The organism is Paenalkalicoccus suaedae, from assembly GCF_006965545.2.
In the GTDB taxonomy this organism is placed as follows: Bacteria; Bacillota; Bacilli; order Bacillales; family Salisediminibacteriaceae; genus Paenalkalicoccus; species Paenalkalicoccus suaedae.
Window position 1 is genome coordinate 3,108,789 of the sequence record NZ_CP041372.2, and the last position, 15,120, is coordinate 3,123,908.

General features: G+C 43.6%; 16 protein-coding genes. 8 read left to right on the forward strand and 8 right to left on the reverse strand.

Annotation, left to right across the window (positions count from 1 at the left end; translation table 11 throughout):
- Positions 1–489: 489 nt before the first annotated feature.
- The 3 genes from FLK61_RS16310 to FLK61_RS16320 all read right to left on the reverse strand — a co-directional run bounded on the left by FLK61_RS16310 (position 490) and on the right by FLK61_RS16320 (position 3,172).
- Positions 490–1,425: a transglycosylase SLT domain-containing protein gene (locus FLK61_RS16310; protein WP_176010422.1), complete on the reverse strand. Its 936-nt coding sequence runs from the start codon at positions 1,423–1,425 to the stop codon at positions 490–492.
- Positions 1,426–1,497: 72 nt separating this feature from the next.
- Positions 1,498–2,181 (reverse strand): response regulator transcription factor, encoded by a 684-nt coding sequence (locus FLK61_RS16315; RefSeq protein WP_176010423.1) that lies wholly within the window; start codon positions 2,179–2,181, stop codon positions 1,498–1,500.
- A 382-nt stretch (positions 2,182–2,563) separates the two neighbouring features.
- Entirely contained in the window at positions 2,564–3,172 is a 609-nt protein-coding gene (locus FLK61_RS16320) for a hypothetical protein (protein ID WP_176010424.1), read from the reverse strand.
- Positions 3,173–3,401: 229 nt separating this feature from the next.
- Between FLK61_RS16320 and FLK61_RS16325 the strand changes: the two genes are divergently transcribed.
- From FLK61_RS16325 to FLK61_RS16360, 8 genes are all read left to right on the forward strand, one after another.
- Positions 3,402–3,965 (forward strand): COG1361 family protein, encoded by a 564-nt coding sequence (locus FLK61_RS16325; RefSeq protein WP_176010425.1) that lies wholly within the window; start codon positions 3,402–3,404, stop codon positions 3,963–3,965.
- Between the two features lie 2 nt (positions 3,966–3,967).
- Positions 3,968–4,465, forward strand: a complete 498-nt coding sequence (locus tag FLK61_RS16330) for a signal peptidase I (RefSeq protein WP_176010426.1) — start codon at positions 3,968–3,970, stop codon at positions 4,463–4,465.
- Positions 4,452–5,039 carry a hypothetical protein gene (locus FLK61_RS16335; protein ID WP_176010427.1) on the forward strand — a complete coding sequence of 196 codons (588 nt, stop codon included), beginning with the start codon at positions 4,452–4,454 and terminating at the stop codon, positions 5,037–5,039. The genes FLK61_RS16330 and FLK61_RS16335 overlap by 14 nt, the downstream gene beginning before the upstream one ends.
- A gap of 266 nt (positions 5,040–5,305) precedes the next feature.
- Positions 5,306–5,929: a TetR/AcrR family transcriptional regulator gene (locus tag FLK61_RS16340; protein WP_176010428.1), complete on the forward strand. Its 624-nt coding sequence runs from the start codon at positions 5,306–5,308 to the stop codon at positions 5,927–5,929.
- Positions 5,930–5,939: 10 nt separating this feature from the next.
- Positions 5,940–6,833, forward strand: coding sequence for an ABC transporter ATP-binding protein (locus tag FLK61_RS16345; RefSeq protein WP_176010429.1), 894 nt, complete (start codon positions 5,940–5,942; stop codon positions 6,831–6,833).
- On the forward strand, positions 6,830–8,422 hold the full coding sequence (locus FLK61_RS16350; RefSeq protein WP_176010430.1) for an ABC transporter permease: 1,593 nt from the start codon (positions 6,830–6,832) through the stop codon (positions 8,420–8,422). Before FLK61_RS16345 ends, FLK61_RS16350 begins: the two co-directional genes overlap by 4 nt.
- A 165-nt stretch (positions 8,423–8,587) precedes the next feature.
- Positions 8,588–9,142, forward strand: a complete 555-nt coding sequence (locus FLK61_RS16355) for a Pathogenicity island protein (protein ID WP_176010431.1) — start codon at positions 8,588–8,590, stop codon at positions 9,140–9,142.
- 13 nt (positions 9,143–9,155) lie between these two features.
- Positions 9,156–9,344, forward strand: a complete 189-nt coding sequence (locus FLK61_RS16360; RefSeq protein WP_176010432.1) for a hypothetical protein — start codon at positions 9,156–9,158, stop codon at positions 9,342–9,344.
- Between the two features lie 549 nt (positions 9,345–9,893).
- Here the strand turns inward: FLK61_RS16360 and FLK61_RS16365 are convergent.
- The 5 genes from FLK61_RS16365 to FLK61_RS16385 form a co-directional block, all read right to left on the reverse strand.
- Positions 9,894–10,238 (reverse strand): bh protein, encoded by a 345-nt coding sequence (locus FLK61_RS16365; protein ID WP_176010433.1) that lies wholly within the window; start codon positions 10,236–10,238, stop codon positions 9,894–9,896.
- A gap of 87 nt (positions 10,239–10,325) precedes the next feature.
- Positions 10,326–11,297, reverse strand: a complete 972-nt coding sequence (locus FLK61_RS16370; RefSeq protein WP_176010434.1) for a sugar-binding transcriptional regulator — start codon at positions 11,295–11,297, stop codon at positions 10,326–10,328.
- A gap of 33 nt (positions 11,298–11,330) precedes the next feature.
- Entirely contained in the window at positions 11,331–12,686 is a 1,356-nt protein-coding gene (lpdA, locus tag FLK61_RS16375; protein WP_176010435.1) for a dihydrolipoyl dehydrogenase, read from the reverse strand.
- A gap of 14 nt (positions 12,687–12,700) precedes the next feature.
- Positions 12,701–14,113, reverse strand: a complete 1,413-nt coding sequence (locus tag FLK61_RS16380; RefSeq protein ID WP_176010436.1) for a dihydrolipoamide acetyltransferase family protein — start codon at positions 14,111–14,113, stop codon at positions 12,701–12,703.
- Positions 14,106–15,116 carry an alpha-ketoacid dehydrogenase subunit beta gene (locus FLK61_RS16385; RefSeq protein ID WP_176010437.1) on the reverse strand — a complete coding sequence of 337 codons (1,011 nt, stop codon included), beginning with the start codon at positions 15,114–15,116 and terminating at the stop codon, positions 14,106–14,108. The genes FLK61_RS16380 and FLK61_RS16385 overlap by 8 nt, the downstream gene beginning before the upstream one ends.
- Between the last annotated feature and the right edge of the window lie 4 nt (positions 15,117–15,120).

Sequence of the window (15,120 nt, forward strand, 5' to 3'; positions counted from 1 at the left end):
AGAATGTGTATTTCTCTATATAGAATCTGGCATTTTTCATGTTTTTTAGAAAAGCGTTGGCGAACGGTGAAGATTTACTTCGAGGGTCGAAGAACTCATTTTTGTCTCATTTAGACAGGGGTTTTCTAAGACTTATCCCACATTTTATTAGGCTACAGGCGTAATTGAATGAAAATTCACTATATTAGAGGTGTTTCGAGTAACGAAGATACTGGTAAACTGAGTCTAATTAACTAATTCAGAGGATTCACTTTTGAATATAGGATAAAAGTATGTGAGAGGTTATTTTACAGCAAATGGATAAAGAAGGGTGTATATACACTTCTAGCAGGGATAGATTACTAGTAAGGGTTTCGATATTGGTCGGTGTTGTGATTTCTTATTGCTCGCACGCTTTTCACTATTGCCCGCACAGCCTCCACTATTGACCGCGATCAACTCTAATAAACAAAAAACCTTCACCTATAAAAAAGTGAAGGTCTGTGCTACTTATTCAAGTGTGTAAGCTTCCATATATCCTTCGTCTCCATCAGATGACTCAACTAAAAACCATGGTGCTGATTTACTGATTTGATTACGTCCAGAAAAGTGCGAATCCTCAGGAAGTACGACATCTAGCAAAGTGACAACGTCTCCTTGTTCTACTTGAGATACTTCTGCATACTCATCAGATGGTCGATCATGAAGTCTCGCTCCATTTTCAACGACAACTAGTTCCTCGCCTTCCTCTAGCGTGTACCTACTCTGTCCGAGCGTGTCAAGAGTAAGGACGTCTGTTTCAAAACGAAGCAAATAGTTCTCATCATAGTTTAAGTCTTCAAGACTAATCGTGATCGGCGATAAAGAGATATTAGGATTAAAATCTCGTATGGACTGGAAGACACGTTCCTGATAAGCATCCTGATTACGTTCACCAGTCGCACGAATGATTGGGCTATTAGCATGAACTAGTCCGTTATAGGCCATCACAGGGAAATACCAGTATTCAATATCGCGCCAATCTGCGTTAGCAATTGTCGGAAGTGTACTACCTGCCATAGCAGCTTTATCTAATAAAATCTCAATGCCAATATCAATGTTATACGAAATATCTGTCTTAAGTCTGTCTGTATCATAGCCAGTATCGGTCACCTGCATAATACCTATCCCATTATCAAAGCTTATGAGTGGCTCCCCGTCTTCAAATTGGCGCCAACGAGATTCCCGATAGGCGACCGCTTTTACTACTTCCGGTGGGACATTATTCTCAAGAGCTTTATCAGTTAACAGTTGATTAATCTCTGAGTAAGAGGGATTTGTAAGACCAACTTCCTGCTCTACAGAGGTTGTAGTGGAAGGCGTGGTTTCAAAAAAATCAGCAAACATTGCTGAAAAAAGAAGTACCCCAAATATAAATAACACTGTCGCGAGCACTACCTTAGCCATTCTTCAAGTCTTCCCTTCATATCAATGTAAAGGTAGTGTATCACACTTGCATGACGCAAACAGCTCTTACGATTATTTCACAGAATTAACCCATCCTTTGCGTATTAAGGAAACAACGAGGTCGGTGCGATCCTTTGCTTCGCAACGTTTAATTAACTTACTTATGTAACTGTTTACTGTAGTCGTGTTCAAATAAAGCATTTTTGCAATCGTCGTTGTATCTTTTCCATCCAAAAGCAGTTGAAGGATGTCTCTTTCGCTTTGAGACATTCTTACAGGCACGCGTGTATAATCTAGTTCAAATCGACTGATTGGTTCTCGACGCTTGTACTGCTTCATTAAAAAGGTAGAGACTTGTGAATACAGACCTGAATCTAGAATAAACGAGCCGTTTTCTAGTTCTTTCATGATTGTACTCATATTCGCTTCTAGATATGTAACTGATACGACTCCCTTAATAGCTGGGAAGTTTAATAGAGAAATAGATTCTTCCATTCGATCTGTATTCGTAACTAGTACGATACTCTTATCAAACCATTTAACCGTTGATGTTTGCTTAAAATGGGTTCGATACGTTGTGATTGGATCCTCTACATAAAAAAACATGATGTCATACTGATAAATATCCGGAATCCATTCCGCGTTAGAAACATGAAGATTAGATAGTTGAGGCAATTGCTGCATCGCTTGTTTAAAAATGTCTTCTTGCGGCGAATGAAATAGTATTTGTTTGCCCACTGTGTCCATAGGAATCATTTTGTCACCCTTTCCACATGTTACATTGTCCTTTATTTAGATTAATAGAATAGCAAGAATATTCCTAGATTGAAAAGCAACTTTGGTACTTTGTTATAGTGTAAATGCAACAATCAGTTCATTAAATTGGATAATAAAGGGTAGGTATGCATGTATACAGGTTCAATTATACGTGTAGTTAATGCCTTGTGACTAGACCTTCCCCATAATTAAAATGCATCACATAGCCACATTTTAAATAAAGGATAAAGGAAAATTTACTTTGACTCGATATCGTATTAATGTATCGATAACTATTTATAGTCAACACACGTTATGCATAATGGGCTTCATGACATAAAAAAGCACGCATACTGGTTCAGTATGCGTGCTTTTAGGAGATTTATCCTCCAATAATATATGCCTTTTCATTTCTCAATTCTTGCTCCATTTTTTCTACTAAGAAATAAAGATCATCTGTCCCATATCCCTCTAGTTCGCAATATTTAATATGGACTCTCGTAGATAGCTTTAGTCGAGTAGGCTGATCGGATAGTCTCATAGAATACGTATTCGTATTCTTAGGACGAATGAGATGTTCTCTAATTCTACCTTGTATCCCATCATTTTTAGGTGCAATCTCTCTATTACGTACTTTCCCTAAATAAAACGGCATATTTGCTAATTCTGTCTCATGCAAAGGGCCATATTCTTCTCGTAATACTCGTTGAGAAAGCTTTGGTACTCTTCCCGGGGTTTGATTCCAATCAAAAAGGAGCTCGTTGATCCATGGGGCTGGAGCAACGGTCCTGGCGTAGGAAGTGAGATCTAGGGAAACTAAATAAACCCCTGTTGAGGTAGGTAAGGAGTGGATAAAATCTTCAAGAAATAATTCATCCGTCAATTCGATCGTTTGATGCGTTTCTTCAAATCTTTCACGAACGTGCTGGACTTCTGACTCTACTAATCGTTCAATGTCGCGTTTTATCGACTCTCGCAATGTCGTAATCATTTATATTATCCCCCTGATAATGAACTGGTTTAGAAAGCAAAATTTATGTAATTTTAGTATACGCTTCAAGTATAGGACTATCAAGTAAAATTTGGGACTATTACTGATGGATTATTTTCACAATTGCATAAAAACCTTGTAAAAAATAGTAAGTCTCTTGTTTAAAGATGTCTATTCCTGGGTAAATCCAAATATTGAGAGTTACAAAAAATGACAAGGAGTGGACTTTATGGTAAAACGAGTGCTTACGGTTTTCTCTGTATTCATACTTTTGTTGTCCTTCACATTCATTGGCGAAACGACGGCTATATTTAATGATGAGGATACAACAACCCCAAATGAGACGGAAACAGCTGAACTCAACGTAGTTATCGACAACAAAGCTGACATCAATTTTTCTATTGATAACATGATTCCTGGAGACTTCCGCACTCAGACAATAACTGTTGCTAACACTGGCTCTGTTCCTTTCATCTTTGATGGCTACTTCTCGCGTGACGACACAACTGACAGTACTGTCCTTTGGGATGGTTCCAATGGTCTTTTTGCGACTATAGATGGTATTAGTGTTACGAACAATGGTGCTCCTTTATCTTTCTCTGAACAATCTAGTCAAATCTCTGATATTACCGAAACGACTGCTATTCCTTTCTTTGAATTAGCGCCCGGCGATTCAGTAGATCTATCCATCACACTTGCTTTACCAACAGAGGCAGATAATACGTATCAAAATCAAACAGAATCGTTTACCTTTACGATATATGCAGAACAATTAGCCGGAGGTGAAAGATAACTATGAGTAAAAACGTGAGATCCACTATGATGACATTACTAGTAAGCTTCCTTGCATTAGCTGCCATCGTTGCGTCAGTACTTGTCCTAAGCCCTCTTTCAGGCTCTGTCGTAATTAGTGATAGTATGGATAACTCCGTACCTAAATGGTCCATCGTTTTTACTAAACCCGTTACTCTTTCTCAGGTAGCTAGTGGTGATATCATTCTCTTTACTGACGCTGGTGTCGGACAAAACGTCCTTCACCGTGTGTTAGAAGTAGACGTGACTTCACAAACGATCAAGACGAAAGGTGATGCAAATACCTTAGTTGATCAGTATCCTGTCACTCCAGACCGATTAAATGGCGCGTACGTCACACATCTGCCTTATGTCGGATATGTCGTGAATCTCGTTCAACCTTATTTATATTTCCTTATACTACTGAGTCTCGCTAGCTTCGTTACAGTGTTGGCAATCCCCTCGCGTAAACAGAGGCCTGAAGTTAATGCGGTATCTTAAGTTTATTAGCTGTTTATTTATGATGCTTTTCGTATCTGCAACGATCTCGAGCGCTTCCTTTGAGGCTCGAGATTCTTTCCATATCCACGCTTCCACAGCAACTGATCCATTATTTTTCGTCAATTTGTTACCTGGAACAGCTGAGAATGAAACTACTCGAATTGCTACTGGAGAAAATCAGAGTTTAGCGCTTAATTATGGTAGGTTACCTAGCTCTATGATTGGCGTCCTACCTGCAAATGATTTTCCAAACACAGTTGTTCTACAAAATAAGTCAACGTCTTCAATAAGTGTGTCCGTTAAAGTAATAGCAACAAATACGGTTGGCTTATCTGACCTTGAAGATATCTATTTTATTTACAGAATGAATAGAATGAGCATGAGTAATGAAAGAACCTTTGTTTTTTCTCCTGATGAAACCATTATGATAAGCACATTCGTTTATAGAGGTCTATTAAGAGTAGGAGCTATACCAGGAATTACATACCCAAGTGGAACTTATACCGGGCATTTACTGATAACAATTGATAGTACGCTAGATCGCAGAATTCCCGTCACAGTAACACTTCCTTAAAATATCCATTATTGACATAGGAATATCTACCCCTCTACAAACCACTTTAAAACATCTTTTTTAGAAAAATCATCACGCTTTTCCTTTTTTCTTTGCAATCCTTTTTCATACCTCCTATTGATCGATCCCTCCATCTAAAATTACCTCATTGACCAATCTGGTCAATATACGATATACTCAAATTGACCATTTTGGTCAATGTACATTTCTTCTCCTACTCTTTTCCATACATCACGATCTTACACAGCTCAAAGGAGGGCATGACGATGCCATCAGAAAGCTTCACAAATCTCCCTGAAGAAAAGCAACATCGAATTATTAACGCAGCCATGAATGTATTTATTGAGGATGGGTTTGATAAAACATCCACTAATAGCATTGTAAAGGAGGCGCACATTTCAAAAGGATCCCTCTTCCACTATTTCGGTACAAAAAAAGACCTCTACCTTTATATTGTCGACCTATCTATCGAACAGACAAATGAGCTTTATGACCTTATTGACCTCAAAGAGCGTGACTTTTTTAAACGAATCGATAATATCGTAAAAGTAAAATACGATTACCAAAACAGGTATCCGCTTTTAAATGAATTTATTCTCGCTTCCTTGCGAGAGCAGTCGACTGAGGTCGCCCCAACGATTCAACCTATTTACGCAAAGATTACTCAGGATTCCCTAGCGATTACGTTCGAGAATATTGACTGGAGCTTATTTAAGCCAGAAATCGATCAACAAAAGGCAATGGAGATTATTCAATGGACGTTAGATGGACTCGGTAAAAAGCTTTTAGCAACCGCTGCTCCTATGACAGATTTGAGTGAAGAAGCGATTAAAGAGTGGAAGGAATATTCGAAGATTTTAAGAAGCAGCTTTTATACATCATCCAATTAGGAGGCTCCCCATGGAACTCATACACATTGACCAACTCACCAAAAAGTTTGGCACCTTTACTGCTCTGCAAGACGTTAGCTTCACGCTCAATAAAGGCGAAGTTCTCGGCTTTATCGGACCTAACGGTGCTGGTAAGTCAACAACGATTCGCTCTATATTAGGTATGACTAAGCCTACTTCTGGAACAATCTCGATATTTGGTCAAGACGCATTCAAAGATGCCGTCTCAATCCATAAACGTCTCGCATATGTGCCAGGAGACGTTCACCTCTGGCCTAACCTTACTGGAGGAGAAGTAATCGACCTCTTTATTAAACTCTCTGGTACCACCTCTTATGATAAAGAGAAACGCGATACTCTTATCGAACGTTTTAACTTTGATCCTACTAAAAAGTGTCGCACATACTCAAAGGGGAATCGCCAAAAAGTCGCGCTTATCGCCGCTTTTTCGACCAATGCAGATGTATATATCTTGGATGAGCCAACGTCCGGACTCGACCCACTAATGGAGAATGTGTTCCAAGACTGCGTTCGCGAGGTAAAGGCAGAGGGGAAAAGCGTCCTCCTCTCTAGCCACATTTTGTCTGAGGTAGAGAAGCTGTGCGATAGAGTAGCAATTATTCGCGAAGGACAGATCATTGAGGTTGGGTCACTCACAGATATGCGACACCTCACTCGCACGCACATGCTCGTGCAAACAGAGAAACCGCTACATCTTGAGGAACATCATTTCATCCATGATGTGGTTCAAACCGAGGAAGGCACCTCTTTCCAAGTCGACACGGATCACTTAGATGATGTTATAAAGCTTCTTAGCGCGTATGGCGTCAAAAAGCTTGAGAGCGCACCGCCAACGCTCGAAACACTCTTTATGCGCCACTATGAAACGAGTGATGAAGCATGAATGCGTACGTAGCTAATACGTGGCAGCTGACCAAATTCTTCTTAAAAACAGTCAAATTACGTGCGTTCATTTGGATCCTGTCAATTATCACGCTTACTGTCGCGACCCCACTCTCCTTCGTCGGCCTATACGATTCAGAGGCGGAGATTAACGCGATGGCCCAAACGATGGAGAACCCGGCGATGATCGCGATGCTTGGACCTGCCGACCTCAACAATTACACGATCGGCGTCATGACCGCCCATCAAATGCTGTTATTTACAGCCGTCGCAGTTGGTGCTATGAGCATTTTGCTCACCACCTTTTTGACTCGCGCTGACGAAGAGGATGGTCGTATGGAGCTCTTACACGCGCTATCGATCGGTCGTGCCGCTCCTCTTGTTGCGGCTATGATTGTCATGATTGCGATCAACGTGATCCTTGGCATCACAACTGCCGCCGGACTTTACGCCTTACAAATTGAGACGATGGGTCTCGAAGGCTCTCTTCTCTATGGGCTAGCCCTCACCGGCACTGGCCTTGTCTTCACAGGTATCACAGCAATATTCGCTCAAGTGTCAGAAAATACGAGAGGAACGTCCGGCATGGCGTTCGCCGTTCTTCTAACAAGCTATCTCGTCCGTGCTGTCACAGACATCAGTAACCCAGATTTATCTTGGGCTTCTCCTTTAGGCTGGGTGTCAAAAGCAGAAGCATACGCCGCTAATAACTGGCTCCCATTCATTTTAATGGTCTGCTTGTTCTTACTTGCTAGTAGCGCTTCCTTTGTATTCTATGTAAGAAGAGACTTAGGCCGTGGCATGATCGCGTCGCGCTCTGGTAAGTCTTACGGGTCTGCCCTTTTACGTAACCCACTTGGTCTCATAATCCGACTGCAGCGCACGTCATTTACCATTTGGATTCTCGTTCTCTTTGTCACAGGGGCATCCTACGGCTCAGTACTCGGCGACCTAGACGCTTTTTTTGCAGAGAATGAAGCATTCTCACAAATGCTAGCAGCTGAGGGCAGTCTTTCTCTTATTGAGGCATTCATGCCGATGTTAATCATCGTGCTGGTTCTTTTATCTGCTATTCCAACGATCATGTCGTTTAACCGGCTCCGCGGAGAAGAAAAAAAGGAGAGACTGGACCTATTGCTTGCTCGTCCCTTAGCACGGGTTAAGCTAATCCTGTCCTTTATTCTTGTCGCAGCCTTAACTGCCTTCTTTATGATGTCAGCCGCAGCATTAGGGCTTTATACTACAGGCAACGCGGTAGTCGAAGGAGGGCTAGCTCTTAGCACCATTTATGGAGCAACACTCGCCTACTATCCAGCAATGCTTGTATTAATCGGTTTAAGCGCCTTACTAGTCGGAGTTCTCCCTAAAGCAACCGCCTTTATCTGGGCCTTTCTCGCCTACACCTTTGTCGTTGCCTATTTAGGAGATATCTTTCAACTACCAGATTGGGCTGGCTACGCAACCCCATTCAGCTTTGTAGGCGACGTACCGTTGGAGTCCGTTTCAACCCTAACGCTCATCCTCATTTCTACTGTAGCCTTGCTCTTAGCAAGCGTTGGAATGTGGAGGTTTAAGGAGAGGGATATTTAAATAGGACAAATCCTGTAACTCTAAAGTCCCGTATCATGAGACGATGTCAAATTAGCATCAAATTAAGATGATACTTTGTAAAACAGACTCGCATTTAACTATTCCGATTCTTTTCCATGGTAAGGTATGCCTGTACAACATTTTCATACCAAGGGAGAGGATGACATGCAAAACAAAGCGAAAAAACTAACGAATGTGGTGGCTGCGGGAGCTTTACTCATCTCCGCCTCCTTTGCAACTATGCCAAGCGTAGCTGCAAATGAAGCAACGGTAGCTAATGAAGTTGGGGCAAACGAGGTTTACTATGAGTTTGCCAATGAGAGTACAATGGAAATATACTATGGAGAAAACATCGAACCAGAAGTGCGAGCAGATGGGACATTTTTAGTTGATCGCACAACTGGGGAATCAGAACAATTACCTGAAAGTACAACGGATCAAGAAGGAGATTTAGTTAACTTAAACTACACGATCGAAGACGACTATGTCGAAGTTCAAGTTATTGATCCATTAGCTGTTGCCGCTGGAGCAGGACCTGGAGAATTCACAACACAAAGCTGGCTTCAATGTTCTCTTGGCACTGCCGGAGGAGCAGGTGGCGGCGGTCTAGCTGGAGCAGGTGTAGGCAGCGCGGTTCCTGGAATTGGAACTGTCGCAGGCGCAGTTGTTGGAGGCGTATCTGGTGCAATGACCGGTGCAGCTGCAAGCTGCTTTAATTAAGGAGTGATGACATATGGCAACGCCGTTTCACTTTTCTAAACCAATCACAGCACTCTATCTAGTTGCAGGTTTCTTTTTGTTCGGGTTCTTTGCTATTTACATTGAGGCAAACATCTTGTTAAACCTATTAATATCAGGACCCGTTATTTTGATTGGCATTCTATCTTTAATCAATAATGCAAAACACAGTCCAACTTCCTAGTTGGGCTGTGTTTTTTTATCGTGCAAGTCTTAATTCTAATCTTTTATTCTTTTGAGCTTTCGACTTGCGCTTTTCTGAGGTGCTTCCTCAACTTATTCAATTGGTCAACGGTCACTTATCCAAAATCATCTTTTTAAACAAAATAAAAGCCTTTCACTAAAGAAAGACGCTTTTCTTGCTCATTTTTAAATCAAACGCAGAGCTGGCAGACCCGGAGGACATTCGGAGACAATCCATAGGGGAAAGAGGTCTTTGAGATCCCACAGGAGGCGATTAGGCTTAGGCGGTAGCCGCACCCTGCCGACGAGGAAGCTCAAAGACCGGCCCTATAGATGTCGGAGAGTGCCCGCAGGGCTGACAGCTCGGAGAGCAGATTTAAACTAGTTAGCACTTCATTAATCTAGCTCGAAGAGCTAGGCACTAAACTAGTCGGCACTTTAGCAATTGAAGCTCGAAGAGCTGAGTCATTTGCTCTTAAAACCAGTTGGGATCCAAGCAATCGAAGCTTTAGGAATTGCACAAAAAAGAAGCCAACCAGAAGGTCAGCCCCTACTTCTCTTTATGCTCATGCTTATAACGCCGAATTTCTTTTACGTCTCTCGTAAAATCCTTCGCAAAACGATAAGGCTTACTTATAATTCGTACCGGCAACTTAAATAAAAAGTTAGACAAATCCTGACGGTACTCCTCCGTAAACTGCTTTGGCTTGTTCGCAATACTTCTATACATATGCTTTCCGTACTCATGCATTAGATTACGATCAATCTCAATCGCACGCTCACACTCTAAACATCGAATATACGATATTTTATCCTGCACATACACGATTTCGTGAGGAGTCTCCTCCTTACAGTCGATGCAATAAAGATCGGCTTCTACATGATTAATGATCACGTACACCCTCTCCTTTCCCATCACAAGTAACAATGTATACCTTCATTTTACTAAAAATGCACGCCGTAGGCTCAGTAACAGCTCAGACTATCTACCAAGACCAAGCTTATCTCCATACTTCAACAGCTCGCGACCTGTCTCATCATCCGTAATTAACGTGTTAACTGCGCCATTTAATAGCCCTGCATGAATACTAATTGCTTTATCTACTCCCTGCACGATTGCGACCGTTTCAGGGATACGCTTCAAATCCTCCAAGGATAACGCAATAATCATATCGTTTAACGAATGATCTATCGGCTCTCCTTTCACATCATAAAAGCGAGAATTAATATCACCAACAGCACCAGAGTCAATAAGCGACTGGATATCATCTGATGATAAATACCCAATCTCCTCCATCGTCGAATTCACAGAAGGATTACCAAGACCTACAACCGCAATATCGACGTCTCTCCCCTCATCTAATACATGCGAGATATCATCAAACGAAAGGAGTTGCTCCTTAAGCTTCATATTTTCCATCATTGCAGGAGCGTATAAATAGCTACACGACGAGCTTAGCTTCTCCCCAAGCTTTAACGCAAGCATGTTCGAGTGGAGCTGTAAATGACTGCGTCCCATCCCTCCAATGAGCGGCACAACGTGGAGCGAGTCCTGACGCTCAAACGGATATTCCTCTACAAACGCGGCGACCGACTTGCCCCAGCTTACTCCAATCGACGATAAACTACCTGCCTTTTTAGAAATATGAGAGGCAGCAGCCTTTCCTAACGTCTTTCGTGTTAGCTCCTCATTTAAATCCTTATTAGGAACGATAATGACTTCGTTTAATCCGTACCTTTTTTCAAGCTGAAGCTCCACATCTACCGTGTGTGCATATTCATCCTTAATATAAATCTCTACAACCTTTGTTTCTCGTGCCTGTGTTAGTAGCTTTGAAATAATAGGTCGTGAGACACCAATAATTTTTGCGATCTGTGCTTGTGTCATGCCTTCAAAATAATAAAGCTTGGCGACCTTTACCATTGTCCGACGGTCGTCTGCTGTTTTACCCATAATCTTACTCACCTCCCAAACATCATACTAGACTTAGTGGTGAATTCCTAGGTGAAGAAAGCTATTTGCCGCTTCGAATATTGATTCTGATAGCGTTGGGTGTGGATGAACAAGCTTTGCAAGCTCTGTCACGGTTCCTTCAAGTTGCATATATGCCGTCGCTTCCGAAATCATGTCCGTAGCATGTGGAGCCACGATAACAACTCCAACAATCTCCCCGTATGTCTCTTCCGCAATAAGTTTGACAAATCCCTCTGTTATTCCTGCTGCGAGGGCTTTTCCGTTCGAACGAATTGGCGTTTTCACCGCTCGTACGGACATTCCACGACGTTCTGCCTCCTCTACCGTGATCCCGACACTCGCAATTTCTGGAAGGGTATATACGCAGCGCGGTACTTGGTCGTAGTCGATCTGTTCTTTTGTTCGTCCGCTTGCGTTGTTAGCCGCTATTAGTCCTTCTGCGCTTGCCGTGTGCGCAAGCGGCACTGTACCGTTGAGGTCGCCGATTGCATAGATTCCTTCTACCGATGTTTCTAAAAAAGTATTGGTTTGAATGGCTGTACCAGTCATCTCAAGCCCGAGATCCGCTACGGCTGATGTGTTTGGCTTACGGCCGGTGGCGAGTAGGAGTCGCTCGGCTGTGACGGTTGTGTTGTCGCTTAGGTGCACCGTCTGTCCGTCCACGCGCGTAACGGATGTTTCTGTGACGATGCGCACGCCTCGTTCTGTTAACAGCTTGGCCATGAGCTCGCTTGCATCTGGATCCTCGGTTGGCATAATGCGCGGGCCGAGCTCGACGACGGTGATGTCGACGCCAAGAGAGCTAAAAATCGTCGCAAATTCGATCCCGATGATCCCGCCACCGACAATGGTCATCGACGCGGGAAGCTCCTGAAGCGAGAAGATCGTGTCACTCGTATCATAGTCGCCGAGGCCTGGAATAGGTGGGATGACGGGAGTGGATCCCATGGCGAGGATGATGCTTTTCGCTTTAAATGTCTCGCCTGCCGCCTCGACAGTGTGTGTATCGCCGTCCTTGCCAGTGACGACAGCTCGCTCTCGGATGACATTTACGCCACTCTTTTTGAGCAAGTGCTGGACGCCATTTCGTAGCGTTTTCACAACATCCTCCTGCCGTTTTTGCATTACCGACCAGTCGATCTCAGGCTTCCCTACATGGATTCCAAATGCCGCAGCGTGCGCTAATTCATATAGCACCTCCGTGTGTCTAAGCAGTGTCTTAGACGGGATACATCCCGTGTTAAGACACGTCCCGCCAAGCTTCTCCGCCTCAAACAGCGTCACCCGCTGCCCGAAGCTACTCGCCCGAATCGCCGCCACATAGCCGCCCGGACCACCTCCAATCACAATCACATCCTGCTCGTGCATCCCTATTCCTCCCTTTATAAAAACAGCGTATACGGCTCTTCCAATGTGCGCTTTAGCGACTGACAAAACGCGGCAGCTGGCGCTCCATTCACTGCGCGATGGTCAAAGGATAAACTAAGCGTCGTGTATGGCACAGCGATTGGTTGTCCGTTTTGTAGCTGTAATTCCTCTCGTAGTCCGCCTACTCCTAAAATAGCGGTTTGTGGTTTATTAATAATTGGTGTAAAGCTTCTGATTCCATACATACCTAGGTTAGAGACGGTAAATGTGCCTCCTTTTAGTGTATCTGGTGATAGCTTGTTTGCTTTTGCCTGTTGCTGGATCTGTTTTGCCTCTAGTACGAGTTCTGTTACCGTTTTAGATGCTGCGTCTTTGATAACTGGCACTAATAATTGGTCCTCCACGGAGACGGCCATACCTAAGTGAACGTTCTCATATGTGGTGATGGTGTTGTTTTCTAATGTCGCATTTAAGCTTAAGTGTTTTGGTAGTGTTTTAGCGACTGCGTATAAGAAGAGCTCATTGTAGGATAGTCGTGCTCCTGTTGCTTCTTCTACGATTGGTAAGAGTTTTTTGCGTAGTGTGACGATCTCCGTCATATTGACATCAATCGTGAGCGTTACGTGTGGAATAGTTGTTGCACTCTCTAGCATGCGGTCGGCTGTGATTTTGCGAATGCCGGAGAGCTTCGTTGTTGAACTCTTAGTAGTGGCTGACACTTCTTCAGATGTTTGATGGATGCTCTTTTCAACGTCCTGCTTACGAACTTTTCCGTTGGCACCTGTTCCTTCTACTGTTTGTAAATCGAGGTCAGATGCATTAGCAATTTTAGCTGCGAGCGGTGTTGCTTTCACAGAAGTTGGTTCAAATGAGGCTTCGCCTTCTTCTTTTTTCGATGAAGTAACCGCATGGCCAGTACTTGGAGCCTGCTCTACATCCGCTTCCTGAATACGTCCATTCGGTCCGCTTCCTTCTATTAAAAAGAGATTAAGCTCTCGCTCTCTCGCAACACGACGTGCTGCTGGTGTAGCACGAACATGCCCATGTTCATTTACATCCGCTTTGTCGACGTTGTTGATGTCCTGTTTCTCTGCCGGTGCTTCATCGTCTTCCTCGTGTAGATCTTCCTCGTGCGTTGCGTTAGCACCTTCATTTGAATGAGTTTCGCCTTGAGTCGGTATCGCTTCACCCGGTTCTCCAATATAGCCAACCACTCCGTTTACAGGAATGGTGTCATCTGGCTCGGCGAGCTGTTTTAACAGGACGCCTTCTTCGTAAGCTTCTACTTCAATGTTAATTTTGTCTGTCATAATTTCAAATAGTGGATCGCCAATCTCGATTTCTTCGCCTTCCTCCACGAACCATTGGAGAAAGGTGCCCTCCTCCATCGTACTGCTCAGCTTTGGCATGAATATTTCTTTAGGCATGCAACTCTCTCCCCTTTTTGAAGGAAGCAGGTAGCGTATGTTTGACCGCTTCCACAATCGATTCCACAGATGGTACCGTTGCTTTTTCAAGCGTTGGATTATAAGGAATTGGAACCGCCTCCGCACCGAGTCTTCTAATCGGTGCATCTAAGAAGTCGAAGGCGTCACTCTCAGCAATCGTTGCGGCAATCTCTCCTCCGAAGCCGCCGCGCTTTACTGCTTCATGCGCGATGACGACTCGACCTGTTTTCTTTACAGAGTCAATAATCGTTTCTGTATCTAATGGGACAAGCGTCCGTGGATCAATAACCTCCACTTCAATGCCGTCTGCCGCTAATTTTTCAGCCGCTTCTAAGGCGCGATGCACCATGATTGCCGTCGCAACAATCGTGACGTCTTTCCCTTCTCGCTTCACATCTGCCTTGCCTAACGGAATCGAATATGGCTCCTCTGGCACATGTTCAGACGTTTTATATAAAAGCTTATGCTCGTAAAAAATGACTGGGTTTGGATCATCAATCGCCGCTTTTAATAATCCTTTCGCGTCCGCTGCAGATGATGGTTGCACTACCTTCAAGCCTGGAACATGCGCCATCCACGCCTCTAAGCTTTGTGAGTGTTGGGCAGCGGCTCCCGTACCAGATCCACTCGGCGTGCGGACAACTAACGGAACAGACCCTTTCCCGCCATACATATAGCGAATTTTTGCAGCTTGGTTCACTAAGTTATCCATCGCAATTGTAATAAAATCGGAGAACTGTAGCTCTAAAATTGGTCGCATTCCTGTTAACGCCGCACCAACGGCCGTCCCGGAAATCGCCGCCTCAGAGATCGGTGTATTGCGAATTCGTTCTGGACCAAACTCTTCGATCATGCCACGACTAACGCCAAATGCACCTCCATACACACCAATGTCCTCTCCAAGCATAAAGACATCCTCGTTCGCTCGCATTTCCTGACTAATTGCTTCTCTGACAGCTTCTAAATAGGTGATTTCTCTCATCCGT

What these genes read in the sequence shown, in the direction of transcription:
- FLK61_RS16310 (WP_176010422.1), bottom strand. Translation starts at nt 1,425, where the DNA reads ATGGCTAAGGTAGTGCTCGCGACAGTGTTATTTATATTTGGGGTACTT.
- FLK61_RS16315 (WP_176010423.1), bottom strand. Translation starts at nt 2,181, where the DNA reads ATGATTCCTATGGACACAGTGGGCAAACAAATACTATTTCATTCGCCG.
- FLK61_RS16320 (WP_176010424.1), bottom strand. Translation starts at nt 3,172, where the DNA reads ATGATTACGACATTGCGAGAGTCGATAAAACGCGACATTGAACGATTA.
- FLK61_RS16325 (WP_176010425.1), top strand. Translation starts at nt 3,402, where the DNA reads ATGGTAAAACGAGTGCTTACGGTTTTCTCTGTATTCATACTTTTGTTG.
- FLK61_RS16330 (WP_176010426.1), top strand. Translation starts at nt 3,968, where the DNA reads ATGAGTAAAAACGTGAGATCCACTATGATGACATTACTAGTAAGCTTC.
- FLK61_RS16335 (WP_176010427.1), top strand. Translation starts at nt 4,452, where the DNA reads ATGCGGTATCTTAAGTTTATTAGCTGTTTATTTATGATGCTTTTCGTA.
- FLK61_RS16340 (WP_176010428.1), top strand. Translation starts at nt 5,306, where the DNA reads ATGCCATCAGAAAGCTTCACAAATCTCCCTGAAGAAAAGCAACATCGA.
- FLK61_RS16345 (WP_176010429.1), top strand. Translation starts at nt 5,940, where the DNA reads ATGGAACTCATACACATTGACCAACTCACCAAAAAGTTTGGCACCTTT.
- FLK61_RS16350 (WP_176010430.1), top strand. Translation starts at nt 6,830, where the DNA reads ATGAATGCGTACGTAGCTAATACGTGGCAGCTGACCAAATTCTTCTTA.
- FLK61_RS16355 (WP_176010431.1), top strand. Translation starts at nt 8,588, where the DNA reads ATGCAAAACAAAGCGAAAAAACTAACGAATGTGGTGGCTGCGGGAGCT.
- FLK61_RS16360 (WP_176010432.1), top strand. Translation starts at nt 9,156, where the DNA reads ATGGCAACGCCGTTTCACTTTTCTAAACCAATCACAGCACTCTATCTA.
- FLK61_RS16370 (WP_176010434.1), bottom strand. Translation starts at nt 11,297, where the DNA reads ATGGGTAAAACAGCAGACGACCGTCGGACAATGGTAAAGGTCGCCAAG.
- lpdA (WP_176010435.1), bottom strand. Translation starts at nt 12,686, where the DNA reads ATGCACGAGCAGGATGTGATTGTGATTGGAGGTGGTCCGGGCGGCTAT.
- FLK61_RS16380 (WP_176010436.1), bottom strand. Translation starts at nt 14,113, where the DNA reads ATGCCTAAAGAAATATTCATGCCAAAGCTGAGCAGTACGATGGAGGAG.
- FLK61_RS16385 (WP_176010437.1), bottom strand. Translation starts at nt 15,116, where the DNA reads ATGAGAGAAATCACCTATTTAGAAGCTGTCAGAGAAGCAATTAGTCAG.